The 22,115-nt window shown below is 59.7% G+C and carries 21 protein-coding genes; 8 read left to right on the top strand and 13 right to left on the bottom strand.

Going from position 1 to position 22,115, the window contains the following annotated elements; translation table 11 throughout:
- Positions 1 to 105 precede the first annotated feature (105 nt).
- Both rep and QRN31_RS09710 read left to right on the top strand, forming a co-directional pair.
- The gene (gene rep, locus QRN31_RS09715) at positions 106 to 2,115 is read left to right on the top strand and encodes a DNA helicase Rep (RefSeq protein ID WP_090178058.1); all 2,010 of its coding nucleotides are present in this window, start codon (positions 106 to 108) and stop codon (positions 2,113 to 2,115) included.
- 56 nt (positions 2,116 to 2,171) lie between these two features.
- Positions 2,172 to 2,744: a xanthine phosphoribosyltransferase gene (locus QRN31_RS09710; RefSeq protein ID WP_020799401.1), complete on the top strand. Its 573-nt coding sequence runs from the start codon at positions 2,172 to 2,174 to the stop codon at positions 2,742 to 2,744.
- A 68-nt stretch (positions 2,745 to 2,812) separates the two neighbouring features.
- Here the strand turns inward: QRN31_RS09710 and QRN31_RS09705 are convergent, their stop codons facing one another.
- The 6 genes from QRN31_RS09705 to dadA form a co-directional block, all read right to left on the bottom strand.
- Positions 2,813 to 4,735 (bottom strand): acetyl-CoA hydrolase/transferase C-terminal domain-containing protein, encoded by a 1,923-nt coding sequence (locus QRN31_RS09705; protein ID WP_285431690.1) that lies wholly within the window; start codon positions 4,733 to 4,735, stop codon positions 2,813 to 2,815.
- 135 nt (positions 4,736 to 4,870) lie between these two features.
- Positions 4,871 to 5,284, bottom strand: a complete 414-nt coding sequence (locus QRN31_RS09700; RefSeq protein WP_315903125.1) for a c-type cytochrome — start codon at positions 5,282 to 5,284, stop codon at positions 4,871 to 4,873.
- A gap of 182 nt (positions 5,285 to 5,466) precedes the next feature.
- Positions 5,467 to 6,015 carry a cupin domain-containing protein gene (locus QRN31_RS09695; protein WP_007947433.1) on the bottom strand — a complete coding sequence of 183 codons (549 nt, stop codon included), beginning with the start codon at positions 6,013 to 6,015 and terminating at the stop codon, positions 5,467 to 5,469.
- A 128-nt stretch (positions 6,016 to 6,143) separates the two neighbouring features.
- Positions 6,144 to 7,217: an alanine racemase gene (gene alr, locus QRN31_RS09690; protein ID WP_285431689.1), complete on the bottom strand. Its 1,074-nt coding sequence runs from the start codon at positions 7,215 to 7,217 to the stop codon at positions 6,144 to 6,146.
- 96 nt (positions 7,218 to 7,313) lie between these two features.
- Positions 7,314 to 7,667: a RidA family protein gene (locus QRN31_RS09685; protein WP_285431687.1), complete on the bottom strand. Its 354-nt coding sequence runs from the start codon at positions 7,665 to 7,667 to the stop codon at positions 7,314 to 7,316.
- A complete protein-coding gene (gene dadA, locus QRN31_RS09680) occupies positions 7,639 to 8,943 on the bottom strand; it encodes a D-amino acid dehydrogenase (RefSeq protein WP_285431685.1) in 1,305 nt (434 codons plus the stop codon). The genes QRN31_RS09685 and dadA overlap by 29 nt, the downstream gene beginning before the upstream one ends.
- A 157-nt stretch (positions 8,944 to 9,100) precedes the next feature.
- Here dadA and QRN31_RS09675 point away from each other — a divergent pair, with 157 nt between their 5' ends.
- Entirely contained in the window at positions 9,101 to 9,589 is a 489-nt protein-coding gene (locus QRN31_RS09675) for an Lrp/AsnC ligand binding domain-containing protein (protein ID WP_003177284.1), read from the top strand.
- 116 nt (positions 9,590 to 9,705) lie between these two features.
- Here QRN31_RS09675 and QRN31_RS09670 read toward each other — a convergent pair whose 3' ends face one another.
- A complete protein-coding gene (locus tag QRN31_RS09670) occupies positions 9,706 to 10,059 on the bottom strand; it encodes a YkgJ family cysteine cluster protein (RefSeq protein WP_064680422.1) in 354 nt (117 codons plus the stop codon).
- 147 nt (positions 10,060 to 10,206) lie between these two features.
- On the opposite strand from QRN31_RS09670, the gene QRN31_RS09665 reads away from it, so the two are divergent.
- Complete coding sequence (locus QRN31_RS09665) at positions 10,207 to 11,520, top strand: NAD(P)/FAD-dependent oxidoreductase (RefSeq protein ID WP_285431683.1); 1,314 nt, start codon at positions 10,207 to 10,209, stop codon at positions 11,518 to 11,520.
- A gap of 143 nt (positions 11,521 to 11,663) precedes the next feature.
- On the opposite strand, the gene QRN31_RS09660 is transcribed toward QRN31_RS09665, so the two are convergent.
- Positions 11,664 to 11,909: a DUF1127 domain-containing protein gene (locus QRN31_RS09660; RefSeq protein WP_285431682.1), complete on the bottom strand. Its 246-nt coding sequence runs from the start codon at positions 11,907 to 11,909 to the stop codon at positions 11,664 to 11,666.
- 179 nt (positions 11,910 to 12,088) lie between these two features.
- On the opposite strand from QRN31_RS09660, the gene QRN31_RS09655 reads away from it, so the two are divergent.
- Together QRN31_RS09655 and QRN31_RS09650 are read left to right on the top strand one after the other, a co-directional pair.
- Positions 12,089 to 13,510, top strand: a complete 1,422-nt coding sequence (locus tag QRN31_RS09655) for an aminotransferase-like domain-containing protein (RefSeq protein WP_285431680.1) — start codon at positions 12,089 to 12,091, stop codon at positions 13,508 to 13,510.
- Between the two features lie 72 nt (positions 13,511 to 13,582).
- Entirely contained in the window at positions 13,583 to 15,151 is a 1,569-nt protein-coding gene (locus QRN31_RS09650; protein ID WP_285431678.1) for a phospholipase D family protein, read from the top strand.
- Positions 15,152 to 15,182: 31 nt separating this feature from the next.
- Here QRN31_RS09650 and QRN31_RS09645 read toward each other — a convergent pair whose 3' ends face one another.
- Both QRN31_RS09645 and QRN31_RS09640 read right to left on the bottom strand, forming a co-directional pair.
- A complete protein-coding gene (locus QRN31_RS09645) occupies positions 15,183 to 16,328 on the bottom strand; it encodes an MFS transporter (protein ID WP_285431677.1) in 1,146 nt (381 codons plus the stop codon).
- A 179-nt stretch (positions 16,329 to 16,507) separates the two neighbouring features.
- Complete coding sequence (locus QRN31_RS09640) at positions 16,508 to 18,001, bottom strand: aldehyde dehydrogenase (protein ID WP_285431676.1); 1,494 nt, start codon at positions 17,999 to 18,001, stop codon at positions 16,508 to 16,510.
- A gap of 237 nt (positions 18,002 to 18,238) precedes the next feature.
- On the opposite strand from QRN31_RS09640, the gene QRN31_RS09635 reads away from it, so the two are divergent.
- The gene (locus tag QRN31_RS09635) at positions 18,239 to 18,601 is read left to right on the top strand and encodes a cupin domain-containing protein (protein WP_259154030.1); all 363 of its coding nucleotides are present in this window, start codon (positions 18,239 to 18,241) and stop codon (positions 18,599 to 18,601) included.
- A 187-nt stretch (positions 18,602 to 18,788) separates the two neighbouring features.
- Here QRN31_RS09635 and rpmG read toward each other — a convergent pair whose 3' ends face one another.
- Positions 18,789 to 18,944, bottom strand: a complete 156-nt coding sequence (rpmG, locus tag QRN31_RS09630) for a 50S ribosomal protein L33 (protein WP_007894709.1) — start codon at positions 18,942 to 18,944, stop codon at positions 18,789 to 18,791.
- An 11-nt stretch (positions 18,945 to 18,955) separates the two neighbouring features.
- The gene (gene rpmB, locus QRN31_RS09625; protein WP_003176907.1) at positions 18,956 to 19,189 is read right to left on the bottom strand and encodes a 50S ribosomal protein L28; all 234 of its coding nucleotides are present in this window, start codon (positions 19,187 to 19,189) and stop codon (positions 18,956 to 18,958) included.
- A gap of 447 nt (positions 19,190 to 19,636) precedes the next feature.
- Between rpmB and QRN31_RS09620 the strand changes: the two genes are divergently transcribed.
- Complete coding sequence (locus QRN31_RS09620) at positions 19,637 to 21,223, top strand: ABC transporter substrate-binding protein (protein WP_285431673.1); 1,587 nt, start codon at positions 19,637 to 19,639, stop codon at positions 21,221 to 21,223.
- Positions 21,224 to 21,359: 136 nt separating this feature from the next.
- Here QRN31_RS09620 and radC read toward each other — a convergent pair whose 3' ends face one another.
- Positions 21,360 to 22,034: a RadC family protein gene (radC, locus tag QRN31_RS09615; protein WP_285431672.1), complete on the bottom strand. Its 675-nt coding sequence runs from the start codon at positions 22,032 to 22,034 to the stop codon at positions 21,360 to 21,362.
- Between the last annotated feature and the right edge of the window lie 81 nt (positions 22,035 to 22,115).

The raw sequence follows: 22,115 nt of genomic DNA, 5'->3' as shown, positions 1-22,115 counted from the left end.
CGGCAAATAGAGATAGCGCAGTACGTCACAAGTCGGAGAGAGCAGCACAATTCGCTGAGCCTGTTAAAATGCCGGCCCATTTCACAAATGACTCCCTGACTACGCATGTCCCGACTCAATCCCCGGCAGCAAGAAGCCGTGAGCTACGTCGGCGGCCCTCTTTTGGTGCTCGCCGGTGCAGGCTCCGGCAAGACCAGCGTGATCACGCGCAAAATTGCGCACTTGGTCCAGAACTGCGGCATCCGCGCCCAGTACATCGTCGCCATGACCTTCACCAACAAGGCCGCGCGCGAGATGAAGGAACGGGTCGGCACCCTGCTCAAGGGCGGCGAAGGCCGTGGCCTGACCGTGTGCACCTTCCACAACCTGGGCCTGAACATCATCCGCAAGGAACACGTGCGGCTGGGCTACAAACCGGGCTTCTCGATCTTCGACGAGACCGACGTCAAAGCCCTCATGACTGACATCATGCAGAAGGAATACGCCGGCGACGACGGCGTCGACGAGATCAAGAACATGATCGGCTCGTGGAAAAACGACCTGATCCTGCCGGCCGAAGCCCTGGAAAACGCACGCAACCCCAAGGAGCAGACCGCCGCCATCGTCTACACCCACTATCAGCGCACGCTCAAGGCGTTCAACGCAGTGGACTTCGACGACCTGATCCTGCTGCCGGTGAAGCTGTTCCAGGAACACGCCGACATCCTCGAAAAGTGGCAGAACAAAGTCCGCTACCTGCTGGTGGACGAATACCAGGACACCAACGCCAGCCAGTATTTGCTGGTGAAGTTGCTGATCGGCACGCGCAACCAGTTCACCGTGGTGGGCGACGATGACCAGTCGATCTACGCCTGGCGCGGGGCGCGGCCGGAAAACCTGATGCTGCTCAAGGACGACTATCCGTCCCTGAAAGTGGTGATGCTGGAGCAGAACTATCGCTCCACCAGCCGCATCCTGCGGTGCGCCAACGTGCTGATCTCCAACAACCCGCACGAATTCGAAAAGCAGCTGTGGAGCGAAATGGGCCACGGCGACGAAATCCGCGTGATCCGCTGCCGCAACGAAGACGCCGAAGCCGAGCGCGTGGCCGTGGAACTGCTGACCCTGCACTTGCGCACGGACCGGCCGTACAGCGATTTCGCGATCCTGTATCGCGGTAACTACCAGGCCAAGCTGATCGAGCTGAAGCTGCAACACCACCAGATTCCGTATCGACTGTCCGGTGGCAACAGCTTTTTCGGCCGCCAGGAAGTGAAAGACCTGATGGCCTACTTCCGCCTGATCGTGAACCCGGATGACGACAACGCCTTCCTGCGGGTGATCAACGTTCCGCGCCGGGAGATTGGTTCGACCACGCTGGAGAAGCTGGGCAACTACGCCACTGAACGCAAGATCTCGATGTACGCCGCCACCGACGAAATCGGCCTGGGCGAACACCTGGATGCGCGCTTCACCGATCGCCTGTCGCGCTTCAAGCGCTTCATGGACAAGGTGCGCGAACAGTGCGCCGGCGAAGACCCGATCTCGGCGCTGCGCAGCATGGTCATGGACATCGACTACGAGAACTGGCTGCGAACCAACAGCTCCAGCGACAAGGCCGCCGATTACCGCATGGGCAACGTCTGGTTCCTGATCGAAGCGTTGAAGAACACGCTGGAGAAAGACGAAGAAGGCGAGATGACCGTCGAGGACGCCATCGGCAAACTGGTGCTGCGCGACATGCTGGAACGTCAGCAGGAAGAGGAAGACGGTGCCGAAGGTGTGCAGATGATGACCTTGCACGCGTCCAAAGGACTGGAATTCCCGTACGTGTTCATCATGGGCATGGAAGAGGAAATCCTCCCGCACCGTTCCAGCATCGAAGCCGACACCATCGAAGAAGAACGCCGGCTGGCCTACGTCGGGATTACCCGGGCGCGTCAGACCCTGGCCTTCACCTTCGCCGCCAAGCGCAAACAATACGGCGAGATCATCGATTGCGCGCCGAGCCGCTTCCTCGATGAGTTGCCGCCGGACGACCTGGCCTGGGAAGGCACCGACGACACGCCCGTCGAGGTCAAGGCCGTTCGCGGCAATACCGCATTGGCGGATATACGCGCGATGTTAAAGCGCTAGAATCGACTACTTTTTAACCAGCCTTAGACGCTCAGCCGTCCTTAGAGGAAAGCTTCATGGAAGCACTGCACAAGAAAATTCGCGAAGAAGGCATCGTGCTTTCCGACCAGGTCCTGAAAGTCGACGCTTTTCTGAACCACCAGATTGATCCGGCCCTGATGAAGCTGATCGGCGACGAATTCGCCACGCTGTTCAAGGACTCGGGGATCACCAAGATCGTCACCATCGAAGCCTCGGGCATTGCCCCGGCGATCATGACCGGTCTGAACCTGGGCGTCCCGGTGATTTTTGCGCGCAAGCATCAGTCCCTGACCCTGACCGAAAACCTGCTGTCGGCGACCGTCTACTCGTTCACCAAGCAGACCGAAAGCACCGTGGCGATCTCCCCGCGCCACCTGACCAGCAGCGACCGCGTGCTGATCATCGATGACTTCCTGGCCAACGGTAAGGCCTCGCAAGCGCTGATCTCGATCATCAAACAGGCCGGCGCGACCGTGGCGGGCTTGGGGATCGTGATCGAGAAGTCGTTCCAGGGCGGGCGTGCGGAACTGGATGCGCAGGGTTATCGGGTTGAATCCCTGGCTCGCGTTCAGTCGCTGGCCGGCGGCGTCGTCACCTTCATCGAATAACCAGCAGCAAACGCATTTCCCCTGTGGGAGCCAGCAGGCTGGCTCCCAAAGTTGTTTTGTGCTGGCCGTTATTGCGTGGTGGCCTTCAGGCCGGTGAGCAACAGTCGCTGAAACAAATCCTCTTTCAAACCTTCCGGCTTCGTCAGCTCCATCCGCTCCAGATGCTCGGGAAACGATGAAGGTTCTGGCGCATCCAGCGCGGCCTTGCCAAGCTCCAGAATCTCCGTCAGCTTGAATTTGCTCTTCAGCCAGTTCAGCGCCCGCAACAGATCCCGCTCCACCTCAGTGAAATCGCACCCCAGCGGATACTCCGGAAACAAGTTCGGATGCTGTGCCTGGATCGCCTGCAAACGCTGCGGACTGTTGTCGGCAAAACGCGGATCGATACGGAAATTCTTCGGCAACTTGCCAACGCTCTGTGCCTGCTCGATCAATCCCGGCTGGAAGCGAGAGTCGCTGATGTTGAGTAACGCCTCGATCACCGCCGCGTCAGTCTTGCCGCGCAAATCGGCGATGCCGTATTCGGTGACAACGATGTCACGCAAATGCCGCGGGATCGTGCAGTGGCCATATTCCCAGACGATGTTCGAACTGACTTCGCCCCCCGCCTCGCGCCAGCTGCGCAGGATCAACACTGAACGCGCGCCTTCCAGCGCATGGCCCTGGGCGACGAAATTGTATTGTCCGCCAACGCCGCTGAGCACCCGACCGTCTTCCAATTGATCGGCCACGCCGGCACCGAGCAACGTCATGGTAAACGCGGTGTTGATGAAACGCGCATCGAGGCGCTGCAAGCGTTTGAGTTCTTCCTGACCGTAGAGCTCGTTGATGTAGCTGATGCGGGTCATGTTGAATTCGAGCCGCTTGTTTTGCGGCAGTTCGCGCAAGCGCTCGTAGAAACTGCGTGGCCCGAGGAAGAACCCGCCGTGCACCGAGATGCCGTCGCTTTGCGCGGCTTCGTCCAGGGTGCCGGCATTCGCCTGTTGCTGGGTCGGCACGTCCGGGTAGACCTTGCGCCGCACGATCCCTGCATCGGCCAGCACCAGCAAACCGTTGACGAACATTTCGCTGCAACCGTAGAGGCCTTTGGCGAAGGGCTCGACACCGCCTTCGCGATCAATCAATTGCGCCCACTGGCTGAGATTGATATCTGCCAGCAAGGCCTTGTAACCGACATTGTCAGCCTGCCGCGCCAACAAGGCGGCGGTCAGGGCATCGCCCATGGAGCCAATGCCGATCTGCAACGTGCCGCCATCGCGCACCAGGGTGCTGGCGTGCAAGCCGATGAAGTGATCCTGGAATCCGACGGGCATGTTCGGCGTCGAGAACAATGTGGTGTTGTCCTTCTCGTCGATCAACAGGTCGAAAGCGTCGATGCCGACTTCCGCATCCCCCGGCATATAGGGCAGGTCGTTGTGCACCTGACCGACCAGCAGGATCGTCTCACCCGCCGCCCGCCGTTTGGCGATCATTGGAAACAGGTCGAGGGTGATGTCCGAGTTGCAGCTCAGACTGAGGCGATCGGGGTGCTCGCCATGGCTGGCCACCAATTGCGCCACCAGGTTCAAACCGGCGGCATTGATGTCCCGCGCGGCATGGCTGTAGTTGCTGCTGACGTAATCCTGCTGGGCCGACGCACTATGGAGAAGGCTGCCCGGTTGCATGAAGAATTGATGCACATGAATGTTGCTCGGCAGGCTGTCGCGCTGCAGTCCCGCAAGGAAATCCAGTTCCGGATAATCGCCAAACACCCGCTCGATGAAGGGTTCGAGAAAGCGCTTTTGCAAACCGTCGCCCAAGGCAGGACGGCCCAGGCACAAGGCGGTGTAGATCGTCAGCTGCCGCTCGGGCAATTGCGCGACACGCTGGAACAGCGCATTGACGAAATGGTTGGGTTTACCCAGACCGAGTGGCAGACCCATGTGGATATGCGCTGGCAACCGCGCCAACACATCATCGACCGCTTGCTCGATAGAACACAGCTGCACCATCTGATCTTCCCTTACATTCCGTGAATTGGGGTTGGACCGAGCTTGCCGTGTCTTTGCTGCAATGAATAGCCTGCGAGGGTAAATCGCGGGCACAAAAAAGCCGCTCGCAAGCGGCTTTTTGTTGAAGATACAGGCTTATTTCAGGCCGGACATCTTCTCGATCGCGCCTTTCAGCTCGGGATCGGAGCAATCGGCACAGGTGCCTTTTGGCGGCATGGAATTGATACCGGTGATGGCTTTGGCCAACAGACCGTCAAGGCCGCCTTGTTCTTTGGCACGTTTGCCCCAGTCCGCCGCGTCGCCGATTTTCGGCGAGCCCAACAGGCCGGTGCCGTGGCAAGCGTTGCAATGTTTTGCAATCACTTCATCAGGGGTTTTGGCACCGCCGCCGCCAGCAGAGGCAGCCACTTCCATCCCCTTGCACTCTTGACCTGTCACACAGACCTGGCCGACAGGCTCAAGGCGCTTGGCAATATCGTCGTTCGTCGCAGCTTGAGCGCTGACAGCCCATAGGGCCAATACGGTTGCTGGTGCAGCCAGCATTTTCATAATTAGATTCACGCGTTCACCCTCAATGGTGGCTAGTCACGCCCACGGCCACGGTTCGCAGGCGGGCGCAAGTATAACGGTAAGCCCGCCGCACTGAAACAACCCCAAAGTCGAAGGGGTCTTGTGACGCGGCGGAAAAACACTTCGGGTGCCGCCGCCATACTGGCAGGACGCCTCTTCTCTTAGAAATTGGCTGGCGTGGCTGCGCTGATTAGTCGCGCCGGCGCATCGAACGGATTACGGAAACGGTGTGGCTTGGTACTTTCAAAGTAGTAGCTGTCGCCGGCTTCGAGCACAAAAGTTTCGAGCCCGACCACCAATTCCAGTCGCCCTTCTACCAAAATCCCGGTTTCCTCGCCCTCATGGGTGAGCATTTCGTCACCGGTGTCGGCGCCAGGCGGGTAGATTTCATTGAGGAATGCGATAGCCCGGCTCGGATGAGCCCGGCCGACGAGTTTCATGGTCACTGCGCCATCGGAAATATCGATCAGTTCGTTGGCTTTGTAGACGATCTGCGTCGGTTTTTCCTGCAGGATTTCTTCGGAAAAGAACTCGACCATGGACATGGGAATCCCGCCCAGGACTTTCCTCAGCGAACTGATCGAGGGACTGACGCTGTTCTTCTCGATCATCGAAATCGTGCTGTTGGTCACACCCGCGCGCTTGGCGAGCTCACGCTGGGAAAGTCCTTTGAGCTTACGGATGGATTGCAGTCGTTCACCGACGTCCAATGCTAGCGCCTCCAGGGATTCAGGTTGTTTGAATATTGAGCGTTATCATGGCGAGAGCGTTCAGTATTTACAACACTTGGACCTGAATCCTGTTCAGCGAGGCGACTTCCGGTGCGTAGCGTTTGGCCTTAACCCTCGCAATAGAGCATTGGCACCCGACGCAGGTTGCAGAAGATTTGGTAAGGAATCGTCCCGGCAGCCGCCGCGACATCACTGGCGAGGATGTTTTTACCCCACAACTCGACAGTGGAACCCAGACCGGCCTGCGGCACATCGGTCAGGTCGATGCAGAGCATGTCCATCGACACCCGGCCGATCAACTGACTGCGTTGTCCGGCGACCAACACCGGCGTACCGGTCGGCGCCTGGCGCGGGTAACCATCGGCGTAACCCATGGCCACCACGCCGACACGCATCGGCTTGGGCGTAATGAATTTGGCACCGTAACCAATCGGCTCACCAGCCGGCAGTTCCCGCACGCAGATCACTTTCGATTCCAGCGTCATCACCGGTTGCAGGCGCGATGCTACGGCGTTGGCTTCCTCAAACGGCGTCGCGCCGTAGAGCATGATGCCGGGACGAACCCAATCGCTCGGAATCTGCGGCCAACCCAGCACTGCTGGCGAGTTGCGCAGACTGATCTCGGCCGACAAACCTTTACGCGCGGCTTCAAACACCGCGACTTGCTCGGCGCTAGCCTGATCGTGCAGCTCATCGGCCCGGGCGAAGTGGCTCATCAGCACAATCTTCGCCACCTTGCCGCTGGCCAGCAGCCGTTGATAGGCCGCCTGATAATCCTTGGGATGCAGCCCCACGCGGTGCATGCCCGAATCGAGCTTGAGCCAGACCGTGATCGGCTTGCTCAACGTGGCTTTCTCGATGGCTTCGAGCTGCCACAACGAATGCACCACGCACCAGAAATCATGCTCGACGATCAGCGACAGCTCATCGGCTTCGAAAAAACCTTCGAGCAACAATACCGGCGCACGAATACCGGCGGCACGCAGCTCCAACGCCTCTTCGATACACGCCACGGCGAATCCGTCCGCCTCGGCTTCCAGCGCCTGGGCGCAACGCACCGCGCCATGGCCGTAGGCATCGGCCTTGATGACCGCGAGGGCCTTGGCCCCAGTGATTTCACGGGCGATCTGGTAGTTGTGACGCAGGGCTTGAAGGTCGATCAGGGCACGGGCTGGACGCATGGCGGCAGGCTTCTAGGCGGTCATTGGAATAAAAACCGGCGCTGGCGGGCGGCGTGAACCGCCGACAGCACCGGAAGAGGGATCTTTCTGACAGGCTTATGGCAGAGCGGCGACAACCGACAGCTCAACCAGAATTTCCGGTTCACACAGCTTCGACTCAACAGTCGCGCGGGCCGGGGCGACGCCTTTTGGCAGCCACTTGTCCCATACCGCATTCATGCCTTCGAAGTGCGCATCAATGTCTTTCAAGTAAATCGTCACCGACAGCAAATGGTGCTTGTCGGTCCCCGCCAGATCCAGCAAACGCTCGATGTTGGCAAGGCTTTCACGGGTCTGCTGTTCAATCCCGGCGTTCATATCGTCGCCGACTTGCCCTGCCAGATACACGGTGCCGTTATGGCTGACGATCTGGCTCATGCGCTCATTGGTGAGCTGGCGCTGGATTGACATGTTTTGCGGACTCCTGGGTTTTTTTACCGTAACGGGAAATATCGAGACCTTCGGCGCTGATCTGCGGCGTTTTCTTCGCCATCAGGTCAGCCAGCAAGCGACCGGAGCCACAAGCCATGGTCCAGCCGAGTGTGCCGTGACCGGTGTTCAGGAACAGATTCTTGAACGGTGTGGCGCCAACAATTGGCGTGCCATCAGGAGTGGTCGGGCGCAGACCGGTCCAGAAACTGGCCTCGGCCAGATCGCCGCCCTGAGGATAGAGGTCGTTGACGATCATCTCCAGGGTTTCGCGCCGACGCGGGTTCAGCGACAGGTCAAAACCGGCGATTTCAGCCATGCCGCCGACGCGGATGCGGTTGTCGAAACGGGTGATCGCGACCTTGTAGGTCTCGTCGAGAATGGTCGACGTCGGGGCCATCGCCGGGTTGGTGATCGGCACGGTCAGCGAGTAACCCTTGAGCGGGTACACCGGCGCCTTGATCCCCAGTGGCTTGAGCAGTTGCGGCGAGTAGCTGCCGAGGGCCAGCACGTAGCGGTCAGCGGTTTCCAGCTTGCCGTCGATCCACACGCCGTTGATGCGGTCACCGGCGAAATCGAGCTTCTGGATATCCTGGCCGAAACGGAATTCCACGCCCATCTTGACGGCCATTTCGGCCAGGCGAGTGGTGAACATCTGGCAGTCGCCCGTCTGATCGTTCGGCAGACGCAAGGCACCGGCGAGGATGTCGGTGACGCCGGCCAGCGCCGGCTCAACGCGGGCAATGCCGGCGCGGTCGAGCAGTTCGAACGGTACGCCAGACTCTTTCAGCACGGAGATGTCTTTCGCCGCGCCATCGAGCTGGGCCTGAGTGCGGAACAGCTGGGTCGTCCCAAGGCTGCGGCCTTCGTAGGCAATGCCGGTTTCAGCGCGCAATTCGTCGAGGCAGTCACGGCTGTACTCGGACAGACGGACCATGCGCTCCTTGTTCACTGCATAACGGTTGGCGGTGCAGTTGCGCAGCATCTGCGCCATCCACAAGTATTGGTCGATATCGGCAGTCGCCTTGATCGCCAGCGGTGCGTGGCGCTGCAGCAGCCACTTGATGGCCTTGAGCGGCACACCCGGCGCGGCCCACGGCGAGGCATAACCCGGCGAGACCTGCCCGGCGTTGGCGAAACTGGTCTCCATGGCAGCGGCTGGCTGACGGTCCACCACCACCACTTCGAATCCGGCACGCGCCAGATAATAAGCACTGGTGGTACCGATGACGCCGCTACCCAAGACCATAACGCGCATTTTCATATCCCTCATCGCGGCTTGCCGCTGACGTTCGTAGTTGTAGAGCATTGATGTGCGCAGTGTAAAAAAGATTAGGCAGTGCTTTTCACTATATAACTGCCTATATTTGGCGAGAATTCTCGGCAAAAACCCTTTTGACGGAGGCGCATCCCCTATGCGTACCAACACTCAAACCAAACGTGAGCTGGACAAGATCGACCGCAACATCCTGCGGATCCTGCAAGCGGACGGCCGCATCTCCTTCACCGAGCTTGGGGAAAAGGTCGGGCTCTCGACCACGCCGTGTACCGAGCGGGTGCGGCGCCTGGAGCGTGAAGGGATCATCATGGGCTACAACGCCCGGCTCAATCCGCAGCACCTCAAGGGCAGTCTTCTGGTGTTCGTGGAGATCAGTCTGGATTACAAATCGGGCGATACTTTCGAGGAGTTCCGACGCGCGGTGCTCAAACTGCCCCATGTGCTGGAGTGTCACCTGGTGTCAGGGGATTTCGACTACCTGGTGAAGGCGCGGATTTCCGAGATGGCCTCGTACCGCAAGCTGCTGGGCGACATTCTGCTCAAGCTGCCGCATGTGCGCGAATCCAAGAGCTATATCGTGATGGAAGAGGTAAAAGAGAGCCTGAGCCTGCCGATTCCGGATTGAGCCGACACTGATCGTTCCTACGCTCCGCGTAGGAACGCCTCAACGGACGCTCCGCGTTCGGCTCGTTGGGACGCAGAGCGTCCCGGGCTGCATTCCCACGCAGAGCGTGGGAACGATCAAACCAGGACTTGGCGGGTGCTGGCCATGTACTCATGAATCTGCTTCTCCACCCGCGGATGAATCAGCTCCACCGGCCCGCGCCCATTGGGGCAAGGCAACGTCTTGGTCGTGCCGAACAGCCGGCAAATCAGCGGCCGTTCGTCATACACCGTGCAGCCGTCGGGCCCCAGGTGTACGCAGTTGAGTTCATCCATCGCCGCATCCTGCTCGGCCCGGGTCTTGCGCGGCAGGCGCGACATTTCTTCCGGTGACGTGGTGACCGGGCCACAGCAGTCATGACAGCCGGGGACGCACTCGAACGAGGGAATCTGTTGGCGCAACGTGCGGATTTTCTGACTGTTGCAACTCATCGAAGCGCTAACCAATGGCGGGATAGACCGGGATTCTGACGCAAAAGCCCCGATCCAGACAGCGGCAACCGACCAATGTTGCCCGTGTTGGAGTGCCCGGCTTATGCTCCGTCAAATTTTCTAGACACAAAAATCAGGACGACGCACATGACTGCCCGTGCCCAGCAACCTGCACCAAACCACCGGCACGCTGCCTCCTATTACGCGGCCAGCAGCCTGCCGCAACCCGATCATCCGGTGTTGCAAGGAGAGCTGGTGGCGGATGTGTGCGTGGTCGGCGGCGGATTTTCAGGGCTGAACACGGCACTGGAGCTGGCCGAACGCGGCTTCAGCGTGGTGCTGCTGGAAGCGCACAAGATCGGCTGGGGCGCCAGCGGACGCAATGGCGGCCAGTTGATTCGCGGCGTCGGTCACGGCCTTGATCAGTTCGCCAATGTCATCGGTGCGGACGGCGTGCGTCAGTTGAAACTCATGGGCCTGGAAGCGGTGGACATCGTCCGGCAACGGGTCGAGCGCTTTCAGATTCCCTGCGACCTGACCTGGGGCTACTGCGATCTGGCGAACAAGCCTCGCGATCTCGAAGGTTTTGCCGAAGACGCCGAAGAACTGCGCAGCCTCGGTTACCGCTACGAGACCCGTCTGCTGCAAGCCAATGAAATGCACTCGGTGGTGGGTTCCGACCGCTACGTCGGTGGCTTGATCGACATGGGCTCCGGCCATTTGCACCCCCTGAACCTGGCACTGGGCGAAGCGGCGGCCGCGCAGCAGTTGGGGGTGAAACTGTTCGAACAATCGGCCGTGACCCGCATCGAGTATGGCCCCGAGGTCAAGGTCCATACCGCCCAAGGCTCGGTGCGTGCGAAGACACTGGTGCTGGGCTGCAACGCTTACCTCAATGAACTCAATCCCGAACTCAGCGGCAAGGTTCTGCCCGCGGGCAGCTACATCATTGCCACCGAGCCATTGAGTGAGGAACTGGCCCACTCGCTGCTGCCGCAGAACATGGCGGTCTGCGATCAGCGGGTGGCGCTGGATTACTACCGGCTTTCGGCGGATCGGCGCTTGCTGTTCGGCGGTGCTTGCCACTATTCGGGTCGCGATCCGAAGGACATCGGCGCCTACATGCGCCCGAAAATGCTGGAAGTTTTCCCGCAACTGGCCGAGGTAAAGATCGACTATCAATGGGGCGGGATGATCGGCATTGGTGCGAATCGATTGCCGCAGATCGGTCGGCTCAAGGATCAGCCGAATGTGTATTACGCCCAGGCGTATTCCGGCCATGGAGTAAATGCCACGCACTTGGCGGGCAAGTTGTTGGGTGAAGCGATCAGTGGGCAGCAGAGTGGAGGGTTTGATCTGTTCGCCCGGGTTCCCCATGTCACCTTCCCCGGCGGCAAGCATTTGCGTTCGCCGTTGTTGGCGTTAGGGATGTTGTGGCATCGGCTTAAAGAGTTGGTCTGAGAGTTTTGTTGCGCCCTTGCGGACGCCATCGCGGGCAAGCCCGCTCCCACAGGGTTGGGTGGTGAACACAAAATTTGCGGATACCAAAAACCACTGTGGGAGCGGGCTTGCCCGCGAAGAGGCCCTTAAGAGCGCCACAAAACTCAGATCCGCCAGAAAGGCTTGAGCCCCTCCTCCCGCGCCTGCTCGCGACTCAATCCCACATCCCTGAGTTGCTCCGGCGTCAGCTCAAGCAACGCCTTGCGCGTGTGCAGGCGATGCCAGAACAGACCCCAGCGACTCAGGCCGGACGGTGCGTTGCGCATGACCGCCCCGCGCGCGCCGTTGTATTGCCCTGCCGCCAGTTCCTGACTGTGTAACGTCAGCCGCACATCGCTCAAGCCGTTCATTTTGATTGCTCCTGTTTACTTGGGTAGCCAGAGCTTTCATGATGCGCGGACGGCAAAAAGCATTACAGATTCAACGTAACTGTATTAACTCCATACAGATTAGGTGCTTCTGCCACTGAATCCTGTATTTTTGCCCCATCTGTACTGGTTAACCGAATCACCCAAACCGAGACTGCGCCATGACCCTTTACGTCAACCTCGCCGAATTGCTCGGCACACGTATCGAACAGGGCTTCTATCGCCCCGGTGACCGGCTGCCCTCGGTGCGGGCATTGAGTGTTGAACATGGCGTCAGCCTGAGCACGGTCCAGCAGGCGTACCGCATGCTGGAAGACAGCGGGCTGGCGACGCCCAAACCCAAGTCCGGCTATTTCGTGCCGGTGGGTCGCGAACTGCCGGAGTTGCCGGCGATTGGCCGCCCGGCCCAGCGCCCGGTGGATATTTCGCAATGGGATCAGGTGCTGGAGCTGATCCGCGCCGTGCCGCGCAAGGATGTTGTGCAACTGGGCCGCGGCATGCCGGACATCACCACGCCGACCATGAAACCGCTGCTGCGCAACCTTGCGCGAATCAGTCGACGCCAGGACATGCCCGGTCTGTATTACGACAACATCTACGGCACCCTCGAACTGCGCGAACAGATCGCCCGCCTGATGCTCGATTCCGGCTGCCAATTGACTGCCAGCGATCTGGTGATTACCACGGGTTGCCACGAAGCGCTGTCCACCAGCATTCGCTCCATTTGTGAGCCCGGCGACATCGTGGCCGTGGACTCGCCGAGCTTTCACGGCGCCATGCAGACCCTCAAGGGCCTGGGCATGAAGGCTCTGGAAATCCCGACCGACCCGATCACCGGGATCAGCCTAGATGCGCTCGAACTGGCCCTCGAGCAATGGCCGATCAAGGCCATACAGTTGACCCCAAACTGCAACAACCCTCTGGGCTACATCATGCCGGAGTCGCGAAAACGCGCGCTGTTGACGCTCGCACAGCGTTTCGACGTGGCGATCATCGAAGACGATGTGTATGGCGAACTCTCCTACAGCTATCCACGCCCGCGCACGATCAAATCCTTCGACGAGGACGGTCGCGTCCTGCTTTGCAGCTCTTTTTCCAAGACACTGGCGCCGGGCTTGCGCATTGGCTGGGTTGCACCGGGCCGGTATCTGGAACGGGTGCTGCACATGAAATACATCAGCACCGGCTCTACCGCGCCGCAGCCGCAGATTGCCATTGCCGAATTTCTCAAGGCCGGGCATTTCGAACCGCATTTGCGGCGGATGCGCACGCAATACCAGCGCAATCGCGACCTGATGATCGACTGGGTTACCCGCTACTTCCCCGCTGGCACCCGCGCCAGCCGTCCGCAAGGCAGCTTCATGCTGTGGGTTGAATTGCCGGAAGGTTTCGACACCCTGAAACTGAATCGTGCCCTGCACGATCAAGGCGTACAGATTGCCGTCGGCAGTATTTTTTCCGCCTCGGGCAAATACCGCAATTGCCTGCGCATGAACTACGCCGCCAAGCCCACACCGCAGATCGAAGACGCAGTGCGCAAGGTCGGCGCGGCCGCCATCCAGCTACTGGCGCAAAACGACTGAACGCCAGACTGACCTTTCTCGCAAAACCAGCGTCCATATGCCGATAATTGCCGCCACTCGGAACGATCTCACGTGAGATTCAGACAGCCACTGCCCGCTCTTCTGCTACTCACCTCGTTTCTTGGTGGCTGCGCGACCCTCGACGTTCCTCGCGAACCGAGCCAGGCGTTGCCCGCCAGCGACTCGGCATTCGGCCGCTCGATCCAGGCCCAGGCCGCGCTTCACCAAGGGCAGTCTGGCTTTCGCCTGTTGTCCAACAGCACCGAAGCCTTCACGGCCCGCGCCGAGTTGATCCGCAATGCTCAAAGCAGCCTCGATTTGCAGTACTACATCGTTCATGACGGCATCAGCACGCGGATGCTGGTTGAGGAGTTGCTGAAGGCTGCCGACCGTGGCGTACGAGTACGGATCCTGCTCGATGACACCACCAGCGATGGCCTTGACCAGGTCATCGCCACGCTGGCAGCGCATCCGTACATCCAGATACGTCTGTTCAATCCGCTGCACCTTGGCCGCAGCACCGGCGTAACACGCACCGCCGGACGAATACTCAACCTCTCGCAGCAACACCGACGCATGCACAACAAGCTGTGGCTGGCAGACAACAGCGTGGCCATTGTGGGCGGACGCAATCTGGGGGACGAGTATTTCGACGCTGAACCAAATCTGAATTTCACCGACATCGACATGCTCAGCGTCGGGCCGGTCGCCGAACAGCTCGGGCACAGTTTTGACCAATACTGGAACAGCGCGCTGAGCAAGCCGATCGACGAATTTCTCTCCAGCAAACCGACCGCCAAGGACCTGGAGAACACCCGCACGCGGCTGGAAGAGTCACTGCAAGAAACCCGCAAACAGAATCACGCGCTCTATAAGCAACTCATGAGGTTCACCACCCATCCGCGCCTGGACATTTGGCGCCGGGAACTGATCTGGGCATGGAACCAGGCGCTATGGGACGCGCCGAGCAAGGTATTGGCCAAGGACGAACCCGATCCGCATTTGCTGCTGACCACGCAGTTGGCCCCCGAGCTCAAAGGTGTCAGTAAAGAGCTGATCATGATCTCGGCGTACTTCGTCCCCGGACAGCCGGGGCTGGTGTACCTGACAGGCCGCGCCGACGCCGGGGTGTCGGTGAAGTTGCTGACCAACTCGCTGGAAGCCACTGACGTGCCGGCTGTGCATGGCGGTTATGCGCCGTATCGCAAGGCGTTGCTGGAACACGGCGTGCAGTTGTTCGAACTGCGGCGCCAGCCGGGTGCGGGTGGAGGCAGCGGTCCGCATGTGTTTCACAGCAAGGCCTACCGTGGCTCCGATTCCAGCCTGCACAGCAAGGCAATGATTTTCGACCAGCAGAAATCCTTTGTCGGCTCGTTCAATTTCGACCCGCGCTCGGTACTGTGGAACACCGAAGTCGGGGTGCTGGTGGACAGCCCCGAGCTGGCAGCCCGTGTTCGCGAACTGGCGATGCAAGGCATGGCGCCACCCCTGAGTTATCAGGCGAAACTGGAAAACGGCAAGGTGGTCTGGGTCACCGAAGACAACGGCAAGCTGCACACCCTGACCACCGAGCCGGGAAGCTGGTGGCGGCGGTTCGGGGCGTGGATGAGCACGACCGTAGGCCTGGAGCGGATGCTTTGACAGGGACGATTGGCTGACTGGACGTTCAGCTTCAAGCCGCTTCAGTCACCGCGCCAAACGCGCCTTGTCGCGACAATAGAATCACCAGGCCCAAGGCACCCGCCGCCATCAGCAACGGCAACGCATGCCCGCTGATCCATTGGCTGCCAGCCCCGGCCGCCAGCGGTCCGACCAGGCAGCCAATCCCCCACAACTGCGCGATATGCGCATTGGCCCGCACCAGCGCATCGTCGCGATAGCGCTCGCCGATCAGGATCAGTGACAAGGTGAACAGCCCGCCGGCACTGGCACCGAACAACACCCACAGCGGCCAGATCAGCAACGTATCGATGAGCAACGGAATCGCCAGGCTCGATACCAGCAACACGACTGCGCACCCGGTGAACAGCGCGCGACGGGACAAGCGATCCGCCAGCGCGCCAATCGGCAGTTGCAACAAGGCATCGCCGATCACCACGGTGCTGACCATCGCCAACGCGATGTCCGTGGTGAAGCCCTGGCGCAGGCAATAAACCGGCAACAAAGTCAGGATCATCGCTTCAAACGCCGCGAACAACGACACCGCCCAGGCAATCGCCGGCAAGCCACGGCAAAAGCCCAGCAAGTCGCTGAAGGTCACGCTGCAGGCTTCGCTGGTGGGCGCGCCGCTGCGACCCAGCAACAGGAGCGGCGCGGCCGTGAGCAAGCCGACGCCGACCCAGAATCCGTAATCGTGGTCCGTGCCCAACACACCAAGCAGCAGTGGCCCGGCCAGCTGGCTCAACGCATAACTGCTGCCGTACAACGCCACCAGTCGCCCGCGCCATTGCTCGACCACCAGTTGATTGATCCAGCTCTCACCGAGGATAAAGACCAGCGTCAGGATCACCCCGATCATCAACCGCAACAGCAACCAGATCGGATAGCTTGGCAAAAGCGCCAGTAAACCAATGGACAACGCCCCGCCCCACAGGCACATGCGCATCAGATTGGCCGTGCCCAGACGCGCCGCCAGATGGCTGGAAATTTTCGCGCCCAGCAACACGCCAATGGCCGGCATCGCCGCCATCACACCAATGGCAAATGACCCGTAACCCCAGCTTTCCAGGCGAAACGACACCAGTGGCATGCTGACGCCCAGGGCCAGGCCGACACTCAAGACAGACGCCAACACGGCGAAATAAGTCGCCCAACGCATGTTCCACGCTCCTGTGGATATTTTTATGTACAACACAAAACACTGTGGGAGCGAGCTTGCTCGCGATAACGGTTTCACATTCAACAATGACGTCGACTGTCAGACCGCTATCGCGAGCAAGCTCGCTCCCACAGGGGATCTTCGTTGAGCCGGGCCCCGGTCTCGGGGCCCGCTACAGATTACAACTTGATCCAGGTCGCCTTCAGCTCGGTGTACTTGTCGAACGCATGCAGCGACTTGTCACGGCCGTTGCCCGACTGTTTGAAGCCACCGAACGGTGCAGTCATGTCGCCACCGTCGTACTGGTTGACCCAAACGCTACCGGCACGCAGCGCACGGGCAGTCAGGTGGGCCTTGGAGATGTCCTTGGTCCACACCGCTGCAGCCAGGCCATACGGCGTGTCGTTGGCAATCGCGATGGCTTCTTCGGCTGTGTCGAATGCGATCACCGACAGTACCGGACCAAAAATCTCTTCCTGGGCGATTTTCATCGCGTTGTTCACACCGTCGAAAATCGTCGGCTCAACGTAAGTGCCACCGGTTTCCTGAAGCGTGCGCTTGCCGCCCGCCACCAGTTTGGCACCGTCGGCATGGCCAGACTCGATGTAGGACAGCACGGTGTTCATCTGCTGGGTATCGACCAGAGCGCCGACGTTGGTCGCAGGATCCAGCGGATTACCCGGCTTCCAGGTTTTCAGCGCTTCGATCACCAGCGGCAGGAAAGTGTCCTTGATCGAACGCTCGACCAGCAGGCGCGAACCGGCGGTGCAGACTTCGCCCTGGTTGAAGGCAATGGCGCCTGCGGCGGCTTCGGCTGCGGCTTGCAGGTCCGGGGCATCGGCGAACACGATGTTCGGGCTCTTGCCGCCGGCTTCAAGCCAGACGCGCTTCATGTTCGATTCGCCCGAGTAGATCAGCAGTTGCTTGGCGATCTTGGTCGAACCGGTGAACACCAGAGTGTCGACATCATTGTGCAGAGCCAGGGCCTTGCCGACGGTGTGACCGTAACCCGGCAGTACGTTCAGCACGCCTTTCGGGATGCCGGCTTCAACGGCCAGGGCCGCGATGCGAATAGCCGTCAGCGGCGATTTTTCGGATGGTTTGAGGATTACCGAGTTGCCGGTGGACAGCGCCGGGCCGAGTTTCCAGCAAGCCATCATCAGCGGGAAGTTCCAAGGCACGATGGCGCCAACCACGCCGACCGGTTCGCGAGTCACCAGACCCAACTGATCGTGCGGGGTGGCGGCGACTTCGTCGTAAATCTTGTCGATGGCTTCACCGCTCCAGCTCAGGGCTTGCGCCGCGCCGGGAACGTCGATGTACAGGGAGTCGCTGATCGGCTTACCCATGTCCAGGGTTTCAAGCAGGGCCAGCTCTTCGGCGTGCTGTTTCAGCAGGCCGGCGAAACGGATCATGGTGGCTTTGCGTTTGGTCGGCGCCAGGCGCGACCAGACGCCGGAATTGAAGGTGGCGCGGGCGTTTTCAACAGCGCGCTGGGCGTCGGCGGCGTCACAGCTGGCAATCTTGCCCAGCAGACGGCCATCGACCGGGCTGATGCACTCGAAGGTCTCGCTGGAGACGGCATCGGTGTATTCGCCATTGATGTAGGCGCGGCCTTCGATCTTCAGATCGCGAGCCCGTTGTTCCCAATCGGCACGAGTCAGGGTGGTCATTCGAGTGTCCTCCTCTTGTTGAATACGAGCGCCCCGCGTTCTTCGCGGGCGTCCTCAGGAATTCTGCCCGGCCAGCCTGCATTTTCGGCCCAAGGCAACTGCCACCCTAAACCAGCCGCCCCTCATGTTTCAATATATTTGACATAAGGCCGGCAAACGGCCTTGCGATGTTCATTTTAATAAACATAGACTTTGGGCTTTCCAGCCACAGCGCCGCAATCACGGGGGATTAGAACAATGAATATCCAGGATGTCGTCGACTTCAGCCAAGCCAAAACCGAGCCCGAACGCTATAAACCGGACCAGGCAAAAATCCTCAAAGGCGACCCGGAACAAGTGGTTTACAACCACTACAACAGCCCTTGCGGACAGTTGAACGCAGGCGTTTGGGAAGGCGCTGTTGGCCAGTGGCTGGTGAATTTCACCGAGCACGAATACTGCGAGATCGTTCAGGGCGTCTCAGTGCTGCGCGACAATGACGGCAACAGCAAAACCGTGCGCGCGGGTGATCGCTTCGTGATTCCGGCCGGGTTCCGGGGCACCTGGGAAGTGCTGGAAACGTGCCGCAAGATCTATGTGGCGTTTGAACAGAAGGCCTGAGGATTTGCGTTGCCCTGGCCGGCCCCATCGCGAGCAAGCTCGCTCCCACAGGGGATCGGTGTCGATCATAAAACTTGTGGGAGCGAGCTTGCTCGCGATGAGGCCCTGACAAGCACGACAAAATTCAGGCAACAAAAAAGGCCCGTATCTCGCGATACGGGCCTTTTTCGTAAGGAGGAAAAATCAATTACTTGATTTTGCCTTCTTTGTAGATCACGTGCTTACGAACAACCGGATCAAATTTCTTGATCTCGATTTTGTCCGGAGTAGTGCGCTTGTTCTTGTCGGTAGTGTAGAAATGACCAGTACCGGCGCTCGAAATCAAACGAATCAATTCACGCATGATTAGCTCCCTTAGATCTTGCCAGCGGCGCGGATTTCGGCCAGCACGACAGTGATGCCGCGCTTGTCGATGATACGCATGCCTTTGGCAGATACGCGCAGACGCACGAAACGTTTCTCTTCTTCAACCCAGAAGCGGTGATGCTGCAGGTTCGGCAGGAAACGACGACGGGTTTTGTTGTTTGCGTGGGAAATGTTATTCCCAGTCACCGGACCCTTACCGGTAACTTGACATACTCTCGACATGCCTCAGCCCTCTAAAACCACATGCCCAACCCGGCATGGGTTGGCCGCTTAATCTCTCAGTCATTTGGCGCCAGGCGCCGCGTTTCTTTAGAGGTCTTACCGGCTACACCTACAAGTGAAGGAACCGGGCCCCTAGAAAAGAGCGCTGCTTTATACCAGAAAGACTAGAGAGCAACAACTTTCCGTGTGCACGGACTTTATAAAAACCCGGTTTTTCTGGCTTCAAGCGCCTTGGATAAAGGCTATCGTCGACAAAGACCGCTCGTCGCAGAGAATCGGCCAACAGGCCAATCCAGGGTTTTCCTCGGTCCGCACGCACCGAAAACAATCGCACATACTCCCCTTAAAATGAAAAAGGGGATAGTCATTTGCAAAAGAGCCCTCTAGGGTAAGCCTTTTCCAGACTGCACTTGCAGATGGGCCTTCGATCTGTAAAGGAATCCGACCATGCGCCTCGCTGCCCTACCGCTGCTGCTTGCCCCGCTTCTATTGAGCCCGCTGGCCCATGCCGCTGCCCTGACCGTCTGCACCGAGGCCAGCCCTGAAGGGTTTGACGTGGTGCAGTACAACTCGCTGACCACCACCAATGCCTCGGCCGATGTGCTGATGAATCGCCTGGTGGACTTCGACACCGCCAGCGGCAAAGTGGTCGCCAGCCTCGCAGACAGCTGGGAAGTCACGCCAGACGGCCTGACCTACGTATTCAAACTGCACCCGCAGGTGAAATTCCACCGCACTGAATATTTCAGCCCGACGCGTGAGTTGACCGCCGAAGACGTGAAGTTCAGTTTCGACCGCATGCTCGACCCGGCACACCCTTGGCACCAAGTGGCTCAAAGTGGCTTTCCACACGCCCAGTCGATGCAGTTGCCAGCGTTGATCAAGAAGATCGATGCACTGGACCCACTGACCATACGCTTCACCCTCGACCACCCGGACTCGACCTTCCTCGCAACCCTGAGCATGGGCTTTGCTTCGATCTATTCAGCTGAATACGCTGACAAGCTGCTCAAGGCCGGCACCCCGGAGAAATTTAACAGCCAGCCGATCGGCAGCGGTCCATTCGTGTTCACGCGGTTCCAGAAAGACGCTTCGATTCGCTACAAGGCCAACCCGGACTACTTCCGTGGCAAGCCTTCGGTGGATCCGCTGATCTTCGCCATTACCCCGGATGCCAACGTGCGGCTGCAGAAGCTGCGCCGCAACGAATGCCAGATCGCCTTGTCACCCAAGCCTCTGGACGTACAGGCCGCGCTGAAAGAGCCGACGTTGAAAGTCGAAAAGACCGACGCCTTCATGACCGCGTTCGTCGGCATCAACAGCCAACATCCGCCGCTCGATAAACCTGAAGTGCGCCAGGCCATCAACCTCGCGTTCGACAAGGCCAACTACGTCAAAGCCGTTTTCGAAGACACCGCCGAGCCCGCCAACGGCCCGTACCCGCCCAACACCTGGAGCTACGCCAAAGGTTTGCCGGGCTATCCCCATGACGTCGAGAAAGCCAAGGCATTGATGGCCAAGGCCGGACTCAAGGACGGCTTCCAGACCACCATCTGGACCCGCCCGTCGGGCAGCTTGCTGAATCCGAACCCGAGCCTGGGCGCCCAATTGCTGCAGTCCGACCTCGCGGAAATCGGCATTCAGGCGGAGATCCGCGTGATCGAGTGGGGCGAGCTGATTCGCCGCGCCAAGGCCGGCGAGCACGACTTGCTGTTCATGGGCTGGGCCGGCGATAACGGCGACCCGGACAACTTCCTGACGCCGCAGTTTTCCTGCGCCGCGGTCAAGTCAGGCACCAATTTCGCGCGCTACTGCAACCAGGACCTGGACAAGCTGATCAGCGCTGGCAAGACCACCGGCGAGCAAGGTGTGCGCACCAAACTCTACGAACAGGCGCAGGCGCAGATCCAACAGCAGGCGCTGTGGCTGCCGCTGGCTCACCCGACAGCCTTCGCGCTAACGCGCAAGGATGTCGAGGGTTATGCGGTGAGCCCGTTTGGTCGCCAGGACTACTCCAAGGTCAACCTCAAGTAATCCGCGCCACCACCAATCCCTGTGGGAGCGAGCTTGCTCGCGATGGCATCGTGTCAGTCATCCTATTCAGTGACTGAAGGGACGCTATCGCGAGCAAGCTCGCTCCCACATGGACTCAATTAATTCCGGCACCCAGTCACATCCACCCGTACTCAGCCATCGACAGCGGCTCCCCGTCCCCGATGATGAAATGGTCAAGCACCCGCACATCAATCAACTCCAACGCCTCTTGCAGGCGCTTGGTCAGTGTTCGGTCGGCTTGACTGGGGTTGGTATTACCTGACGGATGGTTGTGGCAGAGGATCAGCGCGGCGGCGTTGTGGGCCAGGGCGCGCTTGACCACTTGCCTGGGATACACGCTGGTGTTGTCGATGGAGCCGCGAAACAACACTTCAAAGGTCAGGACTTGATGCCTGGAATCCAGAAACAGACAGCCAAACACCTCGTGGGGCTCGTGGCGCAGCATTGATTTCAGGTAATCACGAACGGCCTGTGGGTTTTCCAGCGCCGATTTTTGCCGTGCGCGCTCGGCCAGATGCCGCCGGCCCATTTCCTGGGCCGCTTGCAACTGCGCAAATTTCGCAGGCCCCAGTCCCAACTGACTGCTGAATGCAGCTTGATCGGCCTCAAGTAATGAGCGCAGGCTGCCAAACTGATTCAACAGATGTCGCGCCAGATCCACCGCGCTTTTACCCGATACGCCGGTTCGTAAAAAAATCGCCAGCAGCTCGGCGTCCGAAAGGCTCCCGGAGCCCAACTCAAGCAACCTCTCCCGCGGCCGCTCGGCCGCCGGCCAATCACGAATACTCATAGCACCTCCCTGGAATGTGGGCGCCGCTGTTCCATAGCGGTCGCTGTGATATCGTAGCCCATCTTTTTTGCGGGCGATTTC

Origin of the sequence: Pseudomonas sp. fls2-241-R2A-110, from assembly GCF_030209165.1 — a bacterium.
Classification (GTDB): domain Bacteria; phylum Pseudomonadota; class Gammaproteobacteria; order Pseudomonadales; family Pseudomonadaceae; genus Aquipseudomonas.
Note: the sequence above shows the minus strand (reverse complement) of the source record. Positions and strands in the feature narration are given on the sequence as shown.

Bases quoted from the DNA above. Each gene is read 5' to 3' on its own strand.
- rep (WP_090178058.1), top strand. From the start codon at position 106: ATGTCCCGACTCAATCCCCGGCAGCAAGAAGCCGTGAGCTACGTCGGC.
- radC (WP_285431672.1), bottom strand. From the start codon at position 22,034: ATGAGTATTCGTGATTGGCCGGCGGCCGAGCGGCCGCGGGAGAGGTTG.
- QRN31_RS09700 (WP_315903125.1), bottom strand. From the start codon at position 5,284: ATGAAAATGCTGGCTGCACCAGCAACCGTATTGGCCCTATGGGCTGTC.
- QRN31_RS09620 (WP_285431673.1), top strand. From the start codon at position 19,637: ATGCGCCTCGCTGCCCTACCGCTGCTGCTTGCCCCGCTTCTATTGAGC.
- alr (WP_285431689.1), bottom strand. From the start codon at position 7,217: ATGCGTCCAGCCCGTGCCCTGATCGACCTTCAAGCCCTGCGTCACAAC.
- dadA (WP_285431685.1), bottom strand. From the start codon at position 8,943: ATGCGCGTTATGGTCTTGGGTAGCGGCGTCATCGGTACCACCAGTGCT.
- QRN31_RS09635 (WP_259154030.1), top strand. From the start codon at position 18,239: ATGAATATCCAGGATGTCGTCGACTTCAGCCAAGCCAAAACCGAGCCC.
- QRN31_RS09640 (WP_285431676.1), bottom strand. From the start codon at position 18,001: ATGACCACCCTGACTCGTGCCGATTGGGAACAACGGGCTCGCGATCTG.
- rpmG (WP_007894709.1), bottom strand. From the start codon at position 18,944: ATGCGTGAATTGATTCGTTTGATTTCGAGCGCCGGTACTGGTCATTTC.
- QRN31_RS09710 (WP_020799401.1), top strand. From the start codon at position 2,172: ATGGAAGCACTGCACAAGAAAATTCGCGAAGAAGGCATCGTGCTTTCC.
- QRN31_RS09675 (WP_003177284.1), top strand. From the start codon at position 9,101: ATGCGTACCAACACTCAAACCAAACGTGAGCTGGACAAGATCGACCGC.
- QRN31_RS09660 (WP_285431682.1), bottom strand. From the start codon at position 11,909: ATGAACGGCTTGAGCGATGTGCGGCTGACGTTACACAGTCAGGAACTG.
- QRN31_RS09665 (WP_285431683.1), top strand. From the start codon at position 10,207: ATGACTGCCCGTGCCCAGCAACCTGCACCAAACCACCGGCACGCTGCC.
- QRN31_RS09645 (WP_285431677.1), bottom strand. From the start codon at position 16,328: ATGCGTTGGGCGACTTATTTCGCCGTGTTGGCGTCTGTCTTGAGTGTC.
- QRN31_RS09670 (WP_064680422.1), bottom strand. From the start codon at position 10,059: ATGAGTTGCAACAGTCAGAAAATCCGCACGTTGCGCCAACAGATTCCC.
- QRN31_RS09685 (WP_285431687.1), bottom strand. From the start codon at position 7,667: ATGTCAATCCAGCGCCAGCTCACCAATGAGCGCATGAGCCAGATCGTC.
- rpmB (WP_003176907.1), bottom strand. From the start codon at position 19,189: ATGTCGAGAGTATGTCAAGTTACCGGTAAGGGTCCGGTGACTGGGAAT.
- QRN31_RS09705 (WP_285431690.1), bottom strand. From the start codon at position 4,735: ATGGTGCAGCTGTGTTCTATCGAGCAAGCGGTCGATGATGTGTTGGCG.
- QRN31_RS09655 (WP_285431680.1), top strand. From the start codon at position 12,089: ATGACCCTTTACGTCAACCTCGCCGAATTGCTCGGCACACGTATCGAA.